The 15,618-nt window shown below is 53.7% G+C and carries 13 protein-coding genes; 9 read left to right on the top strand and 4 right to left on the bottom strand.

Translation table 11 applies throughout. The features are described from left to right. Window positions 1–62: 62 nt before the first annotated feature. Window positions 63–401 carry a hypothetical protein gene (locus AB0A83_RS16370; RefSeq protein WP_367154738.1) on the bottom strand — a complete coding sequence of 113 codons (339 nt, stop codon included), beginning with the start codon at window positions 399–401 and terminating at the stop codon, window positions 63–65. A 146-nt stretch (window positions 402–547) separates the two neighbouring features. Here AB0A83_RS16370 and AB0A83_RS16365 point away from each other — a divergent pair, with 146 nt between their 5' ends. Next, a complete protein-coding gene (locus AB0A83_RS16365) occupies window positions 548–1,936 on the top strand; it encodes an integron integrase (RefSeq protein WP_367154737.1) in 1,389 nt (462 codons plus the stop codon). A gap of 400 nt (window positions 1,937–2,336) precedes the next feature. On the opposite strand, the gene AB0A83_RS16360 is transcribed toward AB0A83_RS16365, so the two are convergent. Further along, window positions 2,337–2,882, bottom strand: coding sequence for a peroxiredoxin (locus AB0A83_RS16360; protein WP_367154736.1), 546 nt, complete (start codon window positions 2,880–2,882; stop codon window positions 2,337–2,339). A 409-nt stretch (window positions 2,883–3,291) separates the two neighbouring features. Here AB0A83_RS16360 and AB0A83_RS16355 point away from each other — a divergent pair, with 409 nt between their 5' ends. From AB0A83_RS16355 to AB0A83_RS16320, 8 genes are all read left to right on the top strand, one after another. Continuing rightward, window positions 3,292–3,549, top strand: a complete 258-nt coding sequence (locus tag AB0A83_RS16355) for a hypothetical protein (protein ID WP_150050220.1) — start codon at window positions 3,292–3,294, stop codon at window positions 3,547–3,549. A gap of 461 nt (window positions 3,550–4,010) precedes the next feature. Further along, entirely contained in the window at window positions 4,011–5,675 is a 1,665-nt protein-coding gene (ettA, locus tag AB0A83_RS16350; protein ID WP_367154735.1) for an energy-dependent translational throttle protein EttA, read from the top strand. Window positions 5,676–5,998: 323 nt separating this feature from the next. After that, entirely contained in the window at window positions 5,999–6,244 is a 246-nt protein-coding gene (hfq, locus tag AB0A83_RS16345) for an RNA chaperone Hfq (protein ID WP_150050216.1), read from the top strand. A gap of 12 nt (window positions 6,245–6,256) precedes the next feature. Next, window positions 6,257–7,534: a ribosome rescue GTPase HflX gene (gene hflX / locus AB0A83_RS16340; RefSeq protein ID WP_150050214.1), complete on the top strand. Its 1,278-nt coding sequence runs from the start codon at window positions 6,257–6,259 to the stop codon at window positions 7,532–7,534. A 133-nt stretch (window positions 7,535–7,667) separates the two neighbouring features. Next, complete coding sequence (gene hflK / locus AB0A83_RS16335; RefSeq protein WP_367154734.1) at window positions 7,668–8,864, top strand: FtsH protease activity modulator HflK; 1,197 nt, start codon at window positions 7,668–7,670, stop codon at window positions 8,862–8,864. Between the two features lie 4 nt (window positions 8,865–8,868). Beyond that, window positions 8,869–9,723, top strand: coding sequence for a protease modulator HflC (gene hflC / locus AB0A83_RS16330; RefSeq protein ID WP_150050210.1), 855 nt, complete (start codon window positions 8,869–8,871; stop codon window positions 9,721–9,723). 71 nt (window positions 9,724–9,794) lie between these two features. After that, window positions 9,795–10,985 (top strand): ATP phosphoribosyltransferase regulatory subunit, encoded by a 1,191-nt coding sequence (locus AB0A83_RS16325; protein ID WP_150050208.1) that lies wholly within the window; start codon window positions 9,795–9,797, stop codon window positions 10,983–10,985. Window positions 10,986–10,999: 14 nt separating this feature from the next. Beyond that, entirely contained in the window at window positions 11,000–12,292 is a 1,293-nt protein-coding gene (locus AB0A83_RS16320) for an adenylosuccinate synthase (protein ID WP_150050206.1), read from the top strand. Between the two features lie 108 nt (window positions 12,293–12,400). Here the strand turns inward: AB0A83_RS16320 and pntB are convergent, their stop codons facing one another. Further along, entirely contained in the window at window positions 12,401–13,789 is a 1,389-nt protein-coding gene (pntB, locus tag AB0A83_RS16315) for a Re/Si-specific NAD(P)(+) transhydrogenase subunit beta (RefSeq protein ID WP_367154733.1), read from the bottom strand. A gap of 12 nt (window positions 13,790–13,801) precedes the next feature. Further along, window positions 13,802–15,364: a Re/Si-specific NAD(P)(+) transhydrogenase subunit alpha gene (locus tag AB0A83_RS16310; RefSeq protein WP_150050202.1), complete on the bottom strand. Its 1,563-nt coding sequence runs from the start codon at window positions 15,362–15,364 to the stop codon at window positions 13,802–13,804. Between the last annotated feature and the right edge of the window lie 254 nt (window positions 15,365–15,618).

The following is a 15,618-nucleotide window of genomic DNA, read 5'->3' as shown; positions in this document are numbered from 1 at the left end:
AGGCGGTCTAACGCAAAGCTAAGTGGCGCGCAGCGCAGCGAATCGTCCCTTTGAGCGCAGGGTTATGCATTTGTTTTCTTCGCTCGATTTGCTGACGCTTCAAGTTCAATAATTTGAGTAATTTTCCCTCGTCCGACGATACGTGTACCTTCTCTAATTTCAAACTTCATGTTGGGATAAAGTTTCCCCCAATGTTCTGCAGGGCTGAGGAAACCCAGATAGGCTCTGACGGTATCACCAGGATTGACTTGATTGACATCAGGGTAAACATGCCTAGCATCCCAATCGTGCCCCTCATAATAAAACTGAGGTCGATAGTCGTTAAAGACGGGAGTACTTCGCCCTCCTTCTTCCGGCTTAAGGAAGTAAATTTCGGCCTCAATATCGTGCGGGATTCTCATCGCGTATCAGATGCATAACTAGTTATTAGATAGTTTCCGTATATCTACCATAAATTTTGTGTCGCCACAATAAATATGTGATCCGCAAGGGGTTTTCCCTTCTGTATATCATCCAAACTGAGCAGATAGCTGTTTTGGAGGTTGTCATGTTAGCCGTTCCCCTATCGCTCAGTCAGGCCTTTGAGGCGCAGCTTGTTCAACGCAATGTGCCGCAACCACAACGCCGTGATTTTCAAAAATGGTTGCGGTTTTATCTGGATTTTTGCGACAAGTACGACGCGAAGCCTGAACTCACCGCCAGTTTTGCCGCTTTTGACGAAAAGCTGCAAAGCAAAGGCCAGTCTGAAAGCCAACGCCAACAAGCTCGCCGTGCCATAGCCGTCTATTACCGGATGGTTGGCGCGATTCAATCACCGTCAACGCCCTCCGGCGATTCTCCGCCAACTAAACCTTGGGCGGCTAGGCAATTCGCCGAACCCATTTCGGCTTCGGTAATCCGGACCGCTTTAACACGATCCGTACCAAAAACTCCGAAACCTTTGCCTGCCGACCAGTCGCCGAAGTTAAGCGCTGCCAATTGGGTGGCGGTTTACGAGCAACTGCAAGCCGCAATCCAGGTGCGGCATTATTCGAACAAAACCTGGCAAGCCTACCGCTATTGGTTGCAGCAATTTCAAGCCTATACCAAGAGCAAAGACGTCCGCTTGCTGAATATGGACGATGTGAAAGATTTTTTGAGCCATCTGGCTATGAACAAGCAGGTCGCCGCTTCCAGTCAGAATCAAGCCTTCAATGCGCTGCTGTTCTTGTTCAAGCATGTATTACAAAAGGAGTTCACTAAGGTCGAGGGTGTGGTGCGGGCCAAACGTCGCCCTTACATTCCGGTGGTGTTGTCGCGACCGGAAGTCGATCGGATTATCGGTTTGTTGGAGCCGCCTTATGATTTGGTCGCCAAGCTGTTGTACGGTTGCGGCCTGCGCCTGTTCGAGTGTCTGAAACTGCGGGTGCAGGATTTGAATTTTGACCTGCAAGTGTTGACCGTGCATGACGGCAAAGGCCTGAAGGATAGAACACTGCCTATGCCGGCCCTGTTAACGAGCGAATTGGCGGCACAGGTTGAAAGCGTTGCTGTTCTGCATGAACAGGATTTGGCGGCGAACACCGCCGGTGTTTTCTTGCCCAAGGCACTGGATGGCAAATATAAAAACGCCGCCAAAGAATTTGCCTGGCAATGGTTGTTCCCGGCAAAGTCGCTCACCCTGGTTCCCTCCACTGAAGAGTATCGGCGCTGGCATTTGCACGAGTCTCATGTGCAACAAGCCCTAAAACTTGCGGTGCGCAGAAGCCGAATTGCCAAACGTGCATCGGCGCATACGTTTCGCCACAGCTTTGCCAGTCATCTGCTGCAAGCCAACGTCGATATTCGCACCATTCAAGAATTATTGGGTCACAGCGATTTGCGCACGACCATGATCTACACGCATACCTTGCCCAGTCGTACCATCAAGGACGCAAAAAGCCCGTTGGATTTGTGATGCAAAACCATCGGCCGTTTGCCGTCATTTCGCAATGAAAGTCCTGTGGCGGCTTTTGGCCGATAACGAGCATTACTCCCGACCAACTTTTGCAGATGGCGGCTCGTCGCGTACATTAATAATTCAACCAAATTTTGCTCAAAACGGCGAAGTTCAGAAATGGCAATCGGCCTGATTTCAAACCCTAAAATGCGTATAGCCAAGGGTTTAAAACGAATTGACCACCGTTGGGCGCGCCGCTTTGCGTCTAATAGACTAACTTAGGGGAGTAAGCCATACGCCACGCAACTTTCAATTAGAGCGCCGGCGGCGTGGTGCATTAGAACAAATCGAGACCATACAGACGTCGCTTACGCTGTCGCCAATCGGTATCTTGGGTGCCTCGCCGGTAACGACAGCTTTATCGAGCGCTTGCCGCTTGCAGCTTGGTTAGAGCATCGGCGATACGTTGTGCGTCCAGGGCCGGATCCACGTCGTCTTCGACCAGGCGGATCACCAGGTCGGGATCGAGTAAAAAGGTTCTGCGTTTTGCCATAGTCAATACCGGCATTTTGACGCCGTAGACGTCGGTGACTTGCGCGTCCGGGTCGGACAGCAGCGGAAAGTTCAAGCGGTGCTCGCGGTGAAAGCGTTGCAGGTCGGCGACCGCGTCGGTGCTAATGCCGTAGACTTCGGCGTTTTTTTGCCGGATCGCGTCTATCGCATCGCGAAATGCACAAGCTTGGGTAGTGCAACCAGGGGTGCCGGCTTTCGGGTAAAAATACAGCACGGTCCAGCCGTTGCCGCGCCGATTGGCCAAGTTGAACTCGCCGCCGTCGTGCTGGGCGAGCCGGAACAGCGGAGCCGGGCTGCCTACGTTCGCGGTCTGAGCCCAACTCGGCGATGCGAAAGGCAGCCAGACCAATAACAGCGGTAGACGTTTCAATAATTTCGAGGCAGTGCGCATAACAACTCGGGGGATTTTTCGCTAGTCGGTTACGCTATGCTAAACCCGGCGAGGGTCGGCAGTAAACCCGTTTGCGGATTCGGGCGGGTTGTTGCGGCAAAGTCCGCTTGCGGCCGTAAACTGCGATAATTCTTAAGCTTGGTATTGCCTGACGTCGCTACGGCAAGGTTAAAACGGGTCGGCAAGCGAAGGCGACAAGTCGGCCGAGAACGATCAAAAAGCGGTTGCGACGCGGGGTAGGTTGGCGCGGCAGCTTGGCAGAATTTGCATTGCTTGGGTGGCTGTGGTAGAAAATTTCGCGCAGACGGAATTTCAACTGCTGCACCAAACCGTTCGGCCGGTCGAAGTTGCACGCATGAACGGTCGAGCATTAGAGGCTGATAATAACTAAAAAAACCAGGAGATTTAGATGAAAAAAGTTCTATTGACTTTGGCTACGCTGGCCGTAGCGACCGTTGTTCCAAGTTTATCCATCGCCGGCGCAGCGGATACCTGCAAAGGCTGTCACAACGGCTCAGTCGCGCCTGCAGTGGATGCGCTGAAAGCAAAATTCAAAACTGCCGACGAGTTGGTAGCTGGTGCGAAAAGTTCGCAAAATCCGATGATGAAGCCGATGCAGGCCGACGAAGCCAAATTGAAAGCGGCAGCGGCAGAACTCTTCAAATAAGGCGACCGTTCGAGTTTGGCCGAAACGGAATTTGAATCGATATTTAACGGATTGTAAAAACACCGCATGCCGTGCAGCCGATGTTTCGGGGCGGTATTTTTCTTAAGCAGGTTACTCTGAATCCTGTATTTCAGCCCGAAATGTATGCCTTTGTGCATTTCGGGCATTCTAGTCCCGCCAGTGTTTACGGTATGGCTAGTCATCGCGACATTGCGACGCTCAGCCCTGTCTAATTTTTCCTTGAACGATGGTAACGTTGTGGGCGTTTGCCGCTGTCTAGCGGATGTGCTTTCCGATTGCTTACGTTCCGCTTCCGTTCGGGTTTGCTCTACACCACCGATAACCGGTCCGGTTCAAACCCAAAAATAAAGGGCAGGTTTGGTCTTGGCAGCAAATTGCTCCTTGTGATTGGTTCGGCCACGGTATAATGCCGGTTTATTTTTTTCAGTTTTCGAAAAACCATGGCGCAATACATCTTTTCGATGAACCGGGTCGGCAAAGTCGTGCCGCCCAAAAAATACATTTTGAAGGACATTTCGTTGTCGTTTTTTCCCGGCGCCAAGATCGGCGTGTTGGGTCTGAACGGGTCCGGTAAATCCACGTTGCTGCGCATCATGGCCGGGGTGGACAAGGAGATAGAAGGCGAAGCCGTGCCGCTGAAAGGCATCAATATCGGCTATTTACCGCAAGAACCCGAGTTGGATCCGACTAAAAACGTGCGCGGCATCATCGAAGAATCGGTCCAGCACGTCAAAGATGCGCTGGCGCAGTTGGATGCGGTGTATGCCGCTTATGCCGACCCCGACGCCGACTTCGATAAATTGGCGGCGGAACAGGCCAAGCTGGAAGACATTATCAACGCATGCGACGGCCATAATTTGGATAGGCAGTTGGAGATTGCCGCCGATGCCTTGCGCTTGCCGGATTGGGACGCCGACGTGAGTAAGTTGTCGGGTGGCGAAAAGCGCCGGGTAGCTTTGTGCCGCTTGTTGTTGTCCAAGCCGGACATGTTGTTGCTGGACGAACCGACCAACCATCTGGACGCCGAATCGGTGGCCTGGCTGGAGCGGTTTTTGCACGATTACACCGGCACCGTGGTGGCGGTGACCCACGATCGCTACTTCTTGGACAACGTCGCCGGCTGGATTTTGGAATTGGACCGCGGCATGGGTATTCCTTGGGAGGGCAATTACTCGTCCTGGCTGGAGCAGAAAGAAAAACGCCTGGAATTAGAGGAAAAGCAGGAGAGTTCGCGGCAAAAAGCCATGAAAGCCGAGTTGGAATGGGTGCGTTCCAATCCGAAAGGCCGGCATGCCAAGAGTAAAGCCCGTCTGGCTCGTTTCGAAGAATTGTCTTCGGTCGAAGTGCAAAAACGCAACGAGACCCAGGAAATTTATATTCCGCCCGGTCCGCGGCTGGGCGATGTGGTGATCGAGGCCGACAACGTCAGCAAAGGTTTCGGCGACAGGCTGTTGATCAACAATTTGAGCTTCAAGTTGCCGCCCGGCGGTATCGTCGGCATCATCGGCCCGAACGGCGCCGGTAAAACCACCTTGTTTCGGATGATGGCCGGTTTCGAACAGCCGGATTCGGGTACTTTTACCATGGGACAAACGGTACAGCTGTCTTATGTCGAGCAGTTCCGCGACAATATGGATAACAACAAAACCGTCTGGGAAGAAATTTCCGATGGTTTGGACATGATTACGGTCGGTAAATATGAAACACCGTCCCGCGCTTATTGCGGCCGTTTCAACTTTAAAGGGCCGGACCAGCAAAAACGTATCGGCGATCTGTCCGGCGGCGAGCGCAACCGGGTGCATTTGGCAAAGCTGCTCAAAAGCGGCGGCAACGTGCTGCTGCTAGACGAGCCGACCAACGATTTGGACGTGGAAACCTTGCGTGCGCTGGAAGAAGCCTTGCTGGCGTTTCCGGGGTGCGCGGTGGTGATCTCGCACGACCGTTGGTTTTTAGACCGGGTTGCCACTCACATGCTGGCTTTTGAAGGCGATAGCGAAGTCGTCTGGTTCGAAGGCAATTACGCCGATTACGAAGCTGATCGGCATCGCCGCTTAGGCATCGATGCCGATACGCCGCATCGAATCAAGTACAAAAAAATAAGTTAACACGCGGTTTTGCCGGGTTAACGGCGTTGGTTTCTATCCGCCGTCAAGTCGGCGGCGTTGCCTAACGGAAAGGCTTAATTATTGCGGCTTAGCTTTGAGGTTATCCGGTTATGTTTTCGCAATTCCGGCTTCGCCGCCGGCTATTGTCTGTCAAATGTTGGGGCTGCGAATTTTTTTTCGTGGCTCTTGGAACTTGAAAAGCTTGTAATTCGTCCCAAACTTACCCTTGAGTCCGGGTGGAAAACCCTAGTGCCCGTTATGTTGAAATCCATGCTTAGAGCGGGTAATGTATGCCCGCAAGAACAATAATAAGGAGAAATAGGATGTCGAAAGCACAGAATTTGCAGGATAGTTTTTTGAATGCGCTTAGAAAAGAGCATACCCCTGTATCTATCTTCCTGGTCAACGGCATTAAGCTGCAAGGCCGGGTCGATTCTTTCGATCAATATGTCGTAATGTTGAAAAACACTGTCAATCAAATGGTCTATAAACACGCCATTTCGACCATCGTGCCGAGTAAAAACGTGACCATGCACCGCGATAGCGATGCAGGGGACGAACAACACTAAGAGGTTTATTGTTTGTTCGAACGTCCCGATGCGGGTGAACGAGCCATACTTGTTCACCTGAATTTGCAAGTCGGACAAGAAGATCTCGACGAGCTGAAAGAACTTACCAAATCGGCGGGCGCTCAGCCTATTCATACCGTTTGCGGCAGCAGGCACCGGCCAGACCCGAAATATTTTGTCGGCCTCGGTAAGCTGGATGAAATAAAAGCCGCAGTGGCTGAACATCAGGCCGATATCATTATCGTCAACCACCCGCTGTCGCCCAGCCAGGAACGTAATTTGGAAAAAGCCCTGGAAACCCGGGTGGTGGATAGGAATGGCTTGATTTTGGACATTTTTGCCCAACGCGCGCAAACTTTCGAAGGTAAGTTGCAGGTGGAATTGGCCCAGCTCAAGCATTTATCGACCCGCCTGATACGTGGCTGGACGCACTTGGAGAGGCAAAAGGGCGGTATCGGTCTGCGTGGTCCGGGTGAGACCCAGCTGGAGACCGACCGGCGTTTGCTAGGGGTCAGGATCAAGCAGATACAGCAGCGCTTGCAAAAAGTGGAGAAACAACGCCACCAGGGGCGCAGCAAACGAAAAAAAGCCGAAATTCCCACGGTTTCCCTGGTCGGCTATACCAACGCCGGCAAATCCACGTTGTTCAATACACTGACAGGCGCCGGCATTTACGCCGCCGACCAATTGTTTGCGACGCTGGACCCGACGTTGCGGCATTTGCCGATAGACCAAAATGCCGAGGTTATTTTGGCCGATACGGTCGGTTTTATTCGGCATTTGCCGCACGAGTTGGTTGCCGCGTTTCGGTCCACGTTGCAGGAGGCCAGCGAGGCGGATCTGTTGTTGCACGTGATCGATGCCGATGCTCCGGACCGCGAGGATACGATTCTGGAAGTCAACCGTGTACTGCAAGACATCGGTGCCGGCTCGATCGCCCAGTTAAGAATTTACAACAAGATCGATTTGCTGGAAGAGGTAGCGCCACGCATCGATTTTGATGCAAACGGCCGGCCGGTAGCAGTCTGGATCAGTGCACAAACCGGTCTAGGGGTGGATTTGTTGCTGCAAGCCTTGAAACAATGTTTTTGCGACAGCAAAGTGATACGCAAATGTTTTTTGCCGGCCAGTCAGGCCGGTTTGAAAGCCAAATGGTTCGGCCAAGTGCGTTTTTTAGAAGAAAAAATCGACGATTTTGGCGCATGCGAACTGACGATAGAAATCGACAAGAAAAATTTAGGCTTGTTGAAAGACGTGCGCGCCGAAGAAGTGTTGGCCTTGCCGGGCTGAGGCGGCGCGGCGCCGGCGGCTTACCGGATACGATAATTTAAGTTAGAATGGTCCGCTTTAGCGCGATGCAAGCCGGTTGATTTCGATTGCAATGCCTTCAGCGTTGGTTTTACAGTCCAATTGGAGTGTTCATATGTCTTGGAATGAGCCTGGCGGCGATAAGAATGACCCGTGGAGCGGTCGGAACGACCGGAATAACCCTCCCGATTTAGATGAAGTCGTTCGTTCACTGCAGGAAAAGTTGGGAAAAATCTTCGGCGGCGGTTCGGGCGGTGGCCGTTCCGGCGGAGGCTCTTCCATGGCCGGTTTGGGCTATCTGGCTATCGGCGCAGTAGTGCTATGGGGAGTCAGCGGTTGGTATACCGTGGACGAGGGCACTCGCGGGGTCGTCACCCGCTTTGGCGCTTACGTGGAAACCACTACGCCCGGTCTGAATTGGCATATACCCGCCCCGATTGAGCAAGTTCAGGTGATTAACGTCGAACAGCAACGTTTTATCGAAGTGGGTTACCGTTCAGGTAGCGGCCAGGCCATGGGATCGGTACCGAAAGAAGCGATGATGTTGACCAAAGACGAAAACATCGTCGATGTGCGGCTGGCGGTGCAATATCAAGTTAAAGACGCCAAGGATTATGCGTTCAATGTGTTGGATCCGAATTCGACTCTTAAACAGGTGACCGAAAGCGTGGAACGCGGCGTGATCGGTGCCAGTAACATGGACTTCGTGCTGACCGAAGGGCGTAGCGAAATCGTATCCGCTATCAAAGCGGAAATTCAAGCAGTCATGGATGCCTATCGGACCGGTATTTTGGTGACCAGTGTCAACTTGCAGGATGCCCAGCCGCCGGAGCAGGTTCAAGGTGCGTTCGAGGATGCGATCCGAGCTCGTGAAGACAAACAGCGTTTGATCAACGAGGCGGAAGCTTATTCCAACGATGTGCTGCCTAAGGCGCGCGGCGCGGCGTCTCGTATCGTGCAAGAGGCGGAAGGCTACAAGGAAAAAGTTAGTGCACAGGCCAATGGGGATGTCAGTCGTTTTACCCAGTTGTTGACGGAGTATAAAAAAGCCCCGGCAGTGACTAAACAGCGGATGTATCTCGAGGCGATGGAGACGGTATTGAATCGTGCCAGCAGCGTGTTGGTCGACGTCAAAGACGGTAATAACATTATGTATTTGCCGCTGGATAAAGTCGTTGGCAATTCCCCCGCTCCGGCTGTCGAAGCGGTAGCCTTACCCGAGCAATCTACATCGCCGGGTAGCCAGCCTATTCAAAAATATGAAAGCGATATCCGCGCATCAGCGCGGGAACGCGACGTGAGGGGGCGCTAATAATATGGGCAATAAATTAGTCGTTGCGGTCGGTGCAACCATCATAGTGTTGTTGATGTCGGTATTCTCCGTTGCCGAAACCGAAAGAGTCATCAAATTCCGTTTGGGTGAAATTGTCGGAGCTGACTACGCACCGGGTTTGCATTTCAAATGGCCTTTGATTAACAACGTTAAAAAGTTCGACGCACGTATCCTAACCATGGATTCCACGCCGGAACGGTTTTTAACCATGGAAAAGAAAAACGTTCTCGTGGACTCTTTCGTCAAATGGCGTATTGGGGATGTAAAGACCTTTTATACTACAGTCGGCGGCGATGTAGGTCAGGCGAATATTCGTCTTGATCAAATGATGAAAGATGCTGCCCGGAGCGAGTTTAGCAAAAGAGAAATCAAACAACTGGTTTCCACCGATAGGAGCGCGATCAGGGAGGCGTTGATAACCAATTTATCGCCGCATGCGGCTAAATTAGGCATCAGTATTGTGGATGTGCAAGTCAAGCGTATCGATTTACCGAATGAAGTCAGCAGTTCGGTATATCAAAGGATGGAGGCGGAAAGAGCGAGAGTCGCGCGCGAGTTTCGCTCGCAAGGATCCGAGGCTGCTGAGCGCATCCGTGCGGATGCGGATAAGCAGCGTGAGATCATTCTAGCCAATGCCTACCGGGATTCCGAGGTGCTGCGGGGTGAGGGTGATGCCAAGGCCGCTGAGATTTTTGCAAAGGCCTACGGAGAAGACAGCGAGTTTTATGCGTTTTATCGTAGCATGATTGCTTATAAACAAAGCTTGGGCAAGTCCGGTAATATCATGGTATTGGAGCCGGACTCCGATTTCTTCAAATTTTTCAGGCATCCGAAATAACTTAGGTGTTTAAAAACGCCGCAGAAAACGCTCCGCCGGTCGGGGCGTTTTCTGCGCTTGGAATAACGAAAATGCAAAAAAAAAATTCCTGGTTATTGCCGGAAGGCATCTCGGAGATGTTGCCGGCACAGGCTGCGCACGTAGAACGCTTGCGCAGGGACTTGCTGGATACTTTCGAACGCTGGGGCTACCAACTAGTAGTGCCGCCGTTCGTCGATTATTTGGAGTCCTTGCTGATAGGCTCGGGCTCGGATTTGGATCTGCAAACCTTCAAATTGACCGACCAATTGAGCGGTGAACTGTTGGGGGTAAGGGCCGATATGACCCCGCAAGTGGCGCGTATCGATGCGCATAATTTGAAGCATGCTTGGCCCACCCGTTTGTGCTATGCCGGCACGGTGTTGCATACCGTAGGTGATCCGTTGGAAAAAACCCGCAGTCCGATGCAAATCGGTGCCGAGTTATACGGCCACGCCGGAATCGAAAGCGACTACGAAGTCGTGCAACTGATGCTGGAAATGTTGGCCATCAGCGGTGCGCAACACGTCCATTTGGATTTAGGCCATGTAGGTATTTACCGGGCTTTGGTGCAACTGGCCGGATTGGATGCAACCCAGGAAGCCGAATTGTTCGACGTCTTGCAACGCAAGGCCCGCACCGAGCTGAGCGAGTTGTTGAACGGTTTCGCCATTGCCGCCGAATTGAAAGCCTTGTTCGAAGCCTTGACCAAGCTGAACGGCGACGTGCAGGTGCTGGACAAGGCTGGACGTTTGCTCGATCTCGCCGATGCCGGCATCGATCAAGCCTTAGGCGAACTGCAAGCTGTCGCCGATAAATTGCAACGCGATTATCCATCTCTTGCCGTCAGTTTCGATTTGGCGGAATTGCGCGGTTACCATTATCACACCGGTGTTGTATTTGCGGCATTTGTTCCCGGTATGGGTAGGGAAATCGCCCGTGGCGGCCGTTACGACAATATCGGCGCGGTGTTCGGCAGGGCCCGGGCTGCAACCGGGTTTAGCGCGGATTTGAAAACCTTGGCGGGTTTGCTGGAACCGCAAGTCTCGATAGGCGGCCGTCAGTCCGTGCTGGCGCCGGCCGACGACGATGCCGATTTGGCGGTGCTGGTGCGCGATTTGCGGGCCGAGGGTACTAAGGTGATCCGCTATTTGCCGGGTCAGACCGGAAGTGCCGAGCAGCTGGGGTGTAACGCAATTCTGGAAAAACAGGATGGCCGCTGGGTCGTCAAGCCATTAAGTTAGGGTTGAAAAAATATATGGGAAAAAATGTAGTTGTCATCGGCACGCAGTGGGGTGACGAAGGTAAGGGTAAATTGGTCGATTTATTGACCGAGCAAGCCTCCGCGGTCGTGCGTTTCCAAGGCGGACACAACGCCGGTCACACCTTGGTGATCAACGGCGAAAAAACCGTTTTGCACCTGATTCCTTCCGGCGTGTTGCGCGACAAGGTGCAATGCCTGATCGGCAACGGGGTGGTTTTGTGCCCGCAGGCCTTGATCAAGGAAATCGAATTGCTGGAAAAATCCGGCGTACCGCTACGTAACCGCTTGAAAATCAGTGAAGCTTGCGCGTTGATTCTGCCTATTCACGTGGCGATAGACCAAGCGCGGGAAAAAGCCCGCGGCAGCAAAGCGATCGGTACCACCGGACGCGGCATCGGTCCCGCATATGAAGACAAAGTGGCGCGCCGCGGCCTGCGTGCCGGCGACCTGCTCAAACCGCAGGAGTTCGCGCAGCGCTTGAAAGAACTGGTCGAATACCATAACTTCATGTTGGTCAATTATTACCAAGCCGAAGCGTTGGATTATCAGCAAATGCTGGATACCTTGCTGGCACTGGGCGAACAGATCATTCCGATGCTGGCGGATGTAGCAGAGGAACTGTATATTCACCAGCAACAGGAACACAACATCTTGTTCGAAGGGGCGCAGGGGGCTTTGTTGGATATAGACCATGGCACCTATCCGTATGTGACATCGTCCAATACTACCGCAGGCGGAGCCGCAACCGGCAGCGGCGTAGGGCCTTTGGCTATCGATTATGTGCTGGGTATTACCAAAGCTTATTCGACCCGAGTCGGCAACGGGCCGTTTCCGTCGGAATTGCACGATAGTTACGGCGAGCATTTGGGGACTAAAGGTCACGAATTCGGCGCTACCACCGGCCGTAAGCGTCGCTGCGGCTGGTTCGACGCCGTGTCCATGCGTAAATCCGCGCAGTTGAACAGTTTGAGCGGCATTTGTCTGACCAAACTGGACGTGCTGGACGGCCTGGATAAAATCGGCATTTGCACCGCCTACAAGATCGACGGTAGGCTGACCGAAACTGCGCCCTTGGGTGCCGATCAGTATGCGGTGTGCGAGCCGGTGGTCGAGGAAATGCCGGGTTGGAACGACAGCACCGCCGGCGTTACCCGCTTCGAAGACTTGCCGGAAAACGCCAGAGCGTATATCGCCCGCATCGAAGCTCTGGTCGGGGTAAAAGTGACGATTTTGTCTACCGGTCCGGACAGGAACGAAACCATTATTTTGGAAAGTCCGTTCGGTTAGGCACTGATATGCAAACAAAGTCGCCGCGGCTGAGCTTTGGCGGCGCTCACAAAAAAGCCGGCTAGCCCTAAAGCAGCCGGCTTTTTTACGCTTGGCTAGGCCCCCGACCTAGCTTTGCAAGGCTTTCAACAAGGATTGCAGCCTGTCGTTGGCGTCGCCGAACAGCATGCGGGTGTTTTCGTGCACGAACAAGGGGTTGCCGACTCCGGCGTAACCGGAAGCCATGCTGCGTTTCATGACGATGGTTGTCGCGCTTTTCCAGCATTCCAGCACCGGCATGCCGGCAATCGGGCTATTCGGGTCGTCCAGCGCGGACGGGTTGACGATGTCGTTGGCGCCAATCACGATGGAAACGTCGACTTCAGGAAAATCTTCGTTGATTTCGTCCATTTCGAACACGATGTCGTAGGGGACTTTGGCCTCCGCCAACAGCACGTTCATATGGCCGGGCATGCGTCCGGCCACGGGGTGGATGGCGAAACGAACTTTTTTACCCTTGGCGATTAGCAATTTGGTGATGTCGTTGACGGTGTGCTGCGCTTGCGCAACCGCCATGCCGTATCCCGGGATGATGACGATATCTTTGGAATCCAGTAGCAGTTGAGCGGTTTCTTCCGCTTCGATCGGGCTGACTTCGCCTTCCACTTCCGCCGCCGCGCCGCCGCTGGTGCCGAAACCGCCGGCGATCACGCTGAGAAAATGCCGGTTCATCGCTCTACACATGATATAGCTCAGAATCGCCCCGCTACTGCCGACCAGCGCGCCGGTCACGATCAGCAGGTCGTTGCTCAACATAAAACCCGTGGCGGCGGCGGCCCACCCGGAATAACTGTTCAACATCGATACCACGACCGGCATGTCGGCCCCGCCAATGGCCATGACCATGTGCACGCCGAACGCCAGCGCGATCAAGGTCATTAGGATTAATTGCCACCAGCCGCCGCCGTTTTCCGCGCTGCTGAGAAAACTGCCGCCCAACAGGAAGGCGACGGCGAACAAACCCAGGTTCAGCCAATGCCGGGCCGGTAACAACACCGGTTTGCCGTTGATTTTGCCGCACAGCTTGCCGAATGCGATGACCGAACCCGAGAAGGTCACGGCGCCTATGAAGATGCCGATGTAAATTTCCAGCTCGTGTATGGTTTTTTCTACGCCTTCCAGTGTGGAGCTATGGTCCAGAAAATTGCTGAAGCCTACCAGCACTGCCGCCATCCCTACCAGGCTATGCATTAACGCGACCAATTCCGGCATCTGCGTCATTTCCACCTTGGCGGCGGCTCGGGAGCCGATAAAACCGCCTATCGCCAAGGCGATAATCAGAAGGGTGTAGGCCGTGACTTTATCGCTGAGTATCGTGGCCAGGATGGCGATGGCCATGCCGGCCATGCCCAGGTAGTTGCCGCGGCGGGCGGTCTCTTGGTTGCTCAGGCCGCTAAGGCTCAAGATGAATAAAATGGATGCCGCGATATACGACATCGTTACCAAACCTTGTGACATGCGTTTCTCCCCTTACTTTCGGAACATTTCCAACATGCGGCGGGTGACCAAAAAGCCCCCGGCGATGTTGATGGCGGCGATCAAGACTGCGACCGCGGACAAAATCGTGACCAGCCAATTATCCGGCGTGGAGATTTGCACCAGGGCGCCTATGACGATAATGCCGCTGATGGCGTTGGTGACGCTCATCAAAGGGGTGTGCAACGAGGCGGTTACGTTCCAGATGACTTGATAACCGACGAAGCACGCCAGCACGAACACGGTAAAGTGTTCCAGGAACGAGGTGGGGGCTACCGAACCGACCCCGAACAAGGCCGCGCCGGCCAATAGAAAGGGTAGCCATTGCTTGAGCGGGTCCGGCACGATTTGCCGCTTGGCGACGACTTCCGCTACCGCGGGCGATTCGGTCAGCGGTTTATGGCCGGCGCTGAGTTTGGGCGGCGGCGGCGGCCAAGTGATGGCGCCTTCCTTGATCACGGTAGCGCCGCGGATGACCTCGTCTTCCATGTCGACCAGCAAATTGCCGTCCTTTTGGGGGCACAAGTCGGTCAGCAAATGCCTGAGATTGGTGGCATAGAGTTGGCTGGCCTGATTGGCCATGCGGCTGGGCAGATTGGTGTAGCCGATGATGGTAACGTCGTGTTTGACCACGACTTGATCTTTTTCGGTCAACGCACAGTTGCCGCCCTGCTCGGCGGCCAAGTCCACGATGACGCTGCCCGGTTTCATGGATTTGACCATGCCGGCGGTAATCAGCTCCGGCGCGGGCTTGCCCGGGATCAAGGCGGTGGTGATGATGATATCCACTTCCATGGCTTGGCGGGCGAATAAAGCCATTTCGGCTTCGATGAATTCCTTGGACATGGTTTTGGCGTAACCGCCGCTGCCGGAGCCGTCCTCTTCGAAGTCCAGCATCAAAAACTCGGCGTCCATACTTTCGATTTGTTCTTTGACTTCCGGTCGGGTATCGAAAGCCCTAACGATGGCACCCATGCTGCGCGCCGCGCCTATTGCGGCCAAACCTGCGACGCCGGCGCCTATCACCAATACCTTAGCCGGCGGCACTTTGCCGGCTGCGGTAATCTGGCCGGTGAAAAAGCGGCCGAAATGTTGCGCGGCTTCGATCACGGCCCGGTAGCCGGCGATATTGGCCATGGAACTGAGCGCGTCCATTTTTTGGGCCCGGGACATGCGCGGCACGCTGTCCATGGCCAACACGGTGGCTTTTTTATCGGCCAGCTTTTTCATCAGCTGTTCGTTTTGCGCCGGCCAAATGAAGCTGATCAAATGCTGGCCCGGCTTGATCAGGCTGACTTCGTCCAAGGCCAATTCCGGATGGCTTTCCGGCGCTCTGACTTTCATGACAATGTCCGCTTGTTTCCAGACCGATTTGGCGTCCGGCAAGATTTCGACGCCGATCTCTCGATAGGCTTCGTCGTTGATGTCGGCGGATGATCCGGCACCGGATTCCAGGCAAATCTGGAAGCCGAGTTTGATGATTTTTTCCGCGGCTTCGGGAGTGATGGCGACGCGTTTTTCACCCTCGCGTATCTCTTTGGGTACGCCGATTTTCATAATAGCTCCTTTGTTGTAATGAAAGCGAAACGGTATGCTTTGCAGTGTTGTTGGGGCCTTACTGTGTCCGAGAATAGGGGATTGGCTGGCGAATATCAATCGTTTTTAAAACCGCAAAAATTGTAGACTAGAATCCTTGCGGACATTTGCATAAGGGAATTTATGAAATTCTTAGGCGGCGACGACAGTAAATCAATCAGACGTGTAGTGGTCGAACGTTTGAAAAGTGCGGGTTGCACAATCGTCCAACGCGG

This window comes from Methylomonas sp. HYX-M1 (genome assembly GCF_040741385.1).
Classification (GTDB): Bacteria; Pseudomonadota; Gammaproteobacteria; order Methylococcales; family Methylomonadaceae; genus Methylomonas; species Methylomonas rhizoryzae.
Note: the sequence above shows the minus strand (reverse complement) of the source record. Positions and strands in the feature narration are given on the sequence as shown.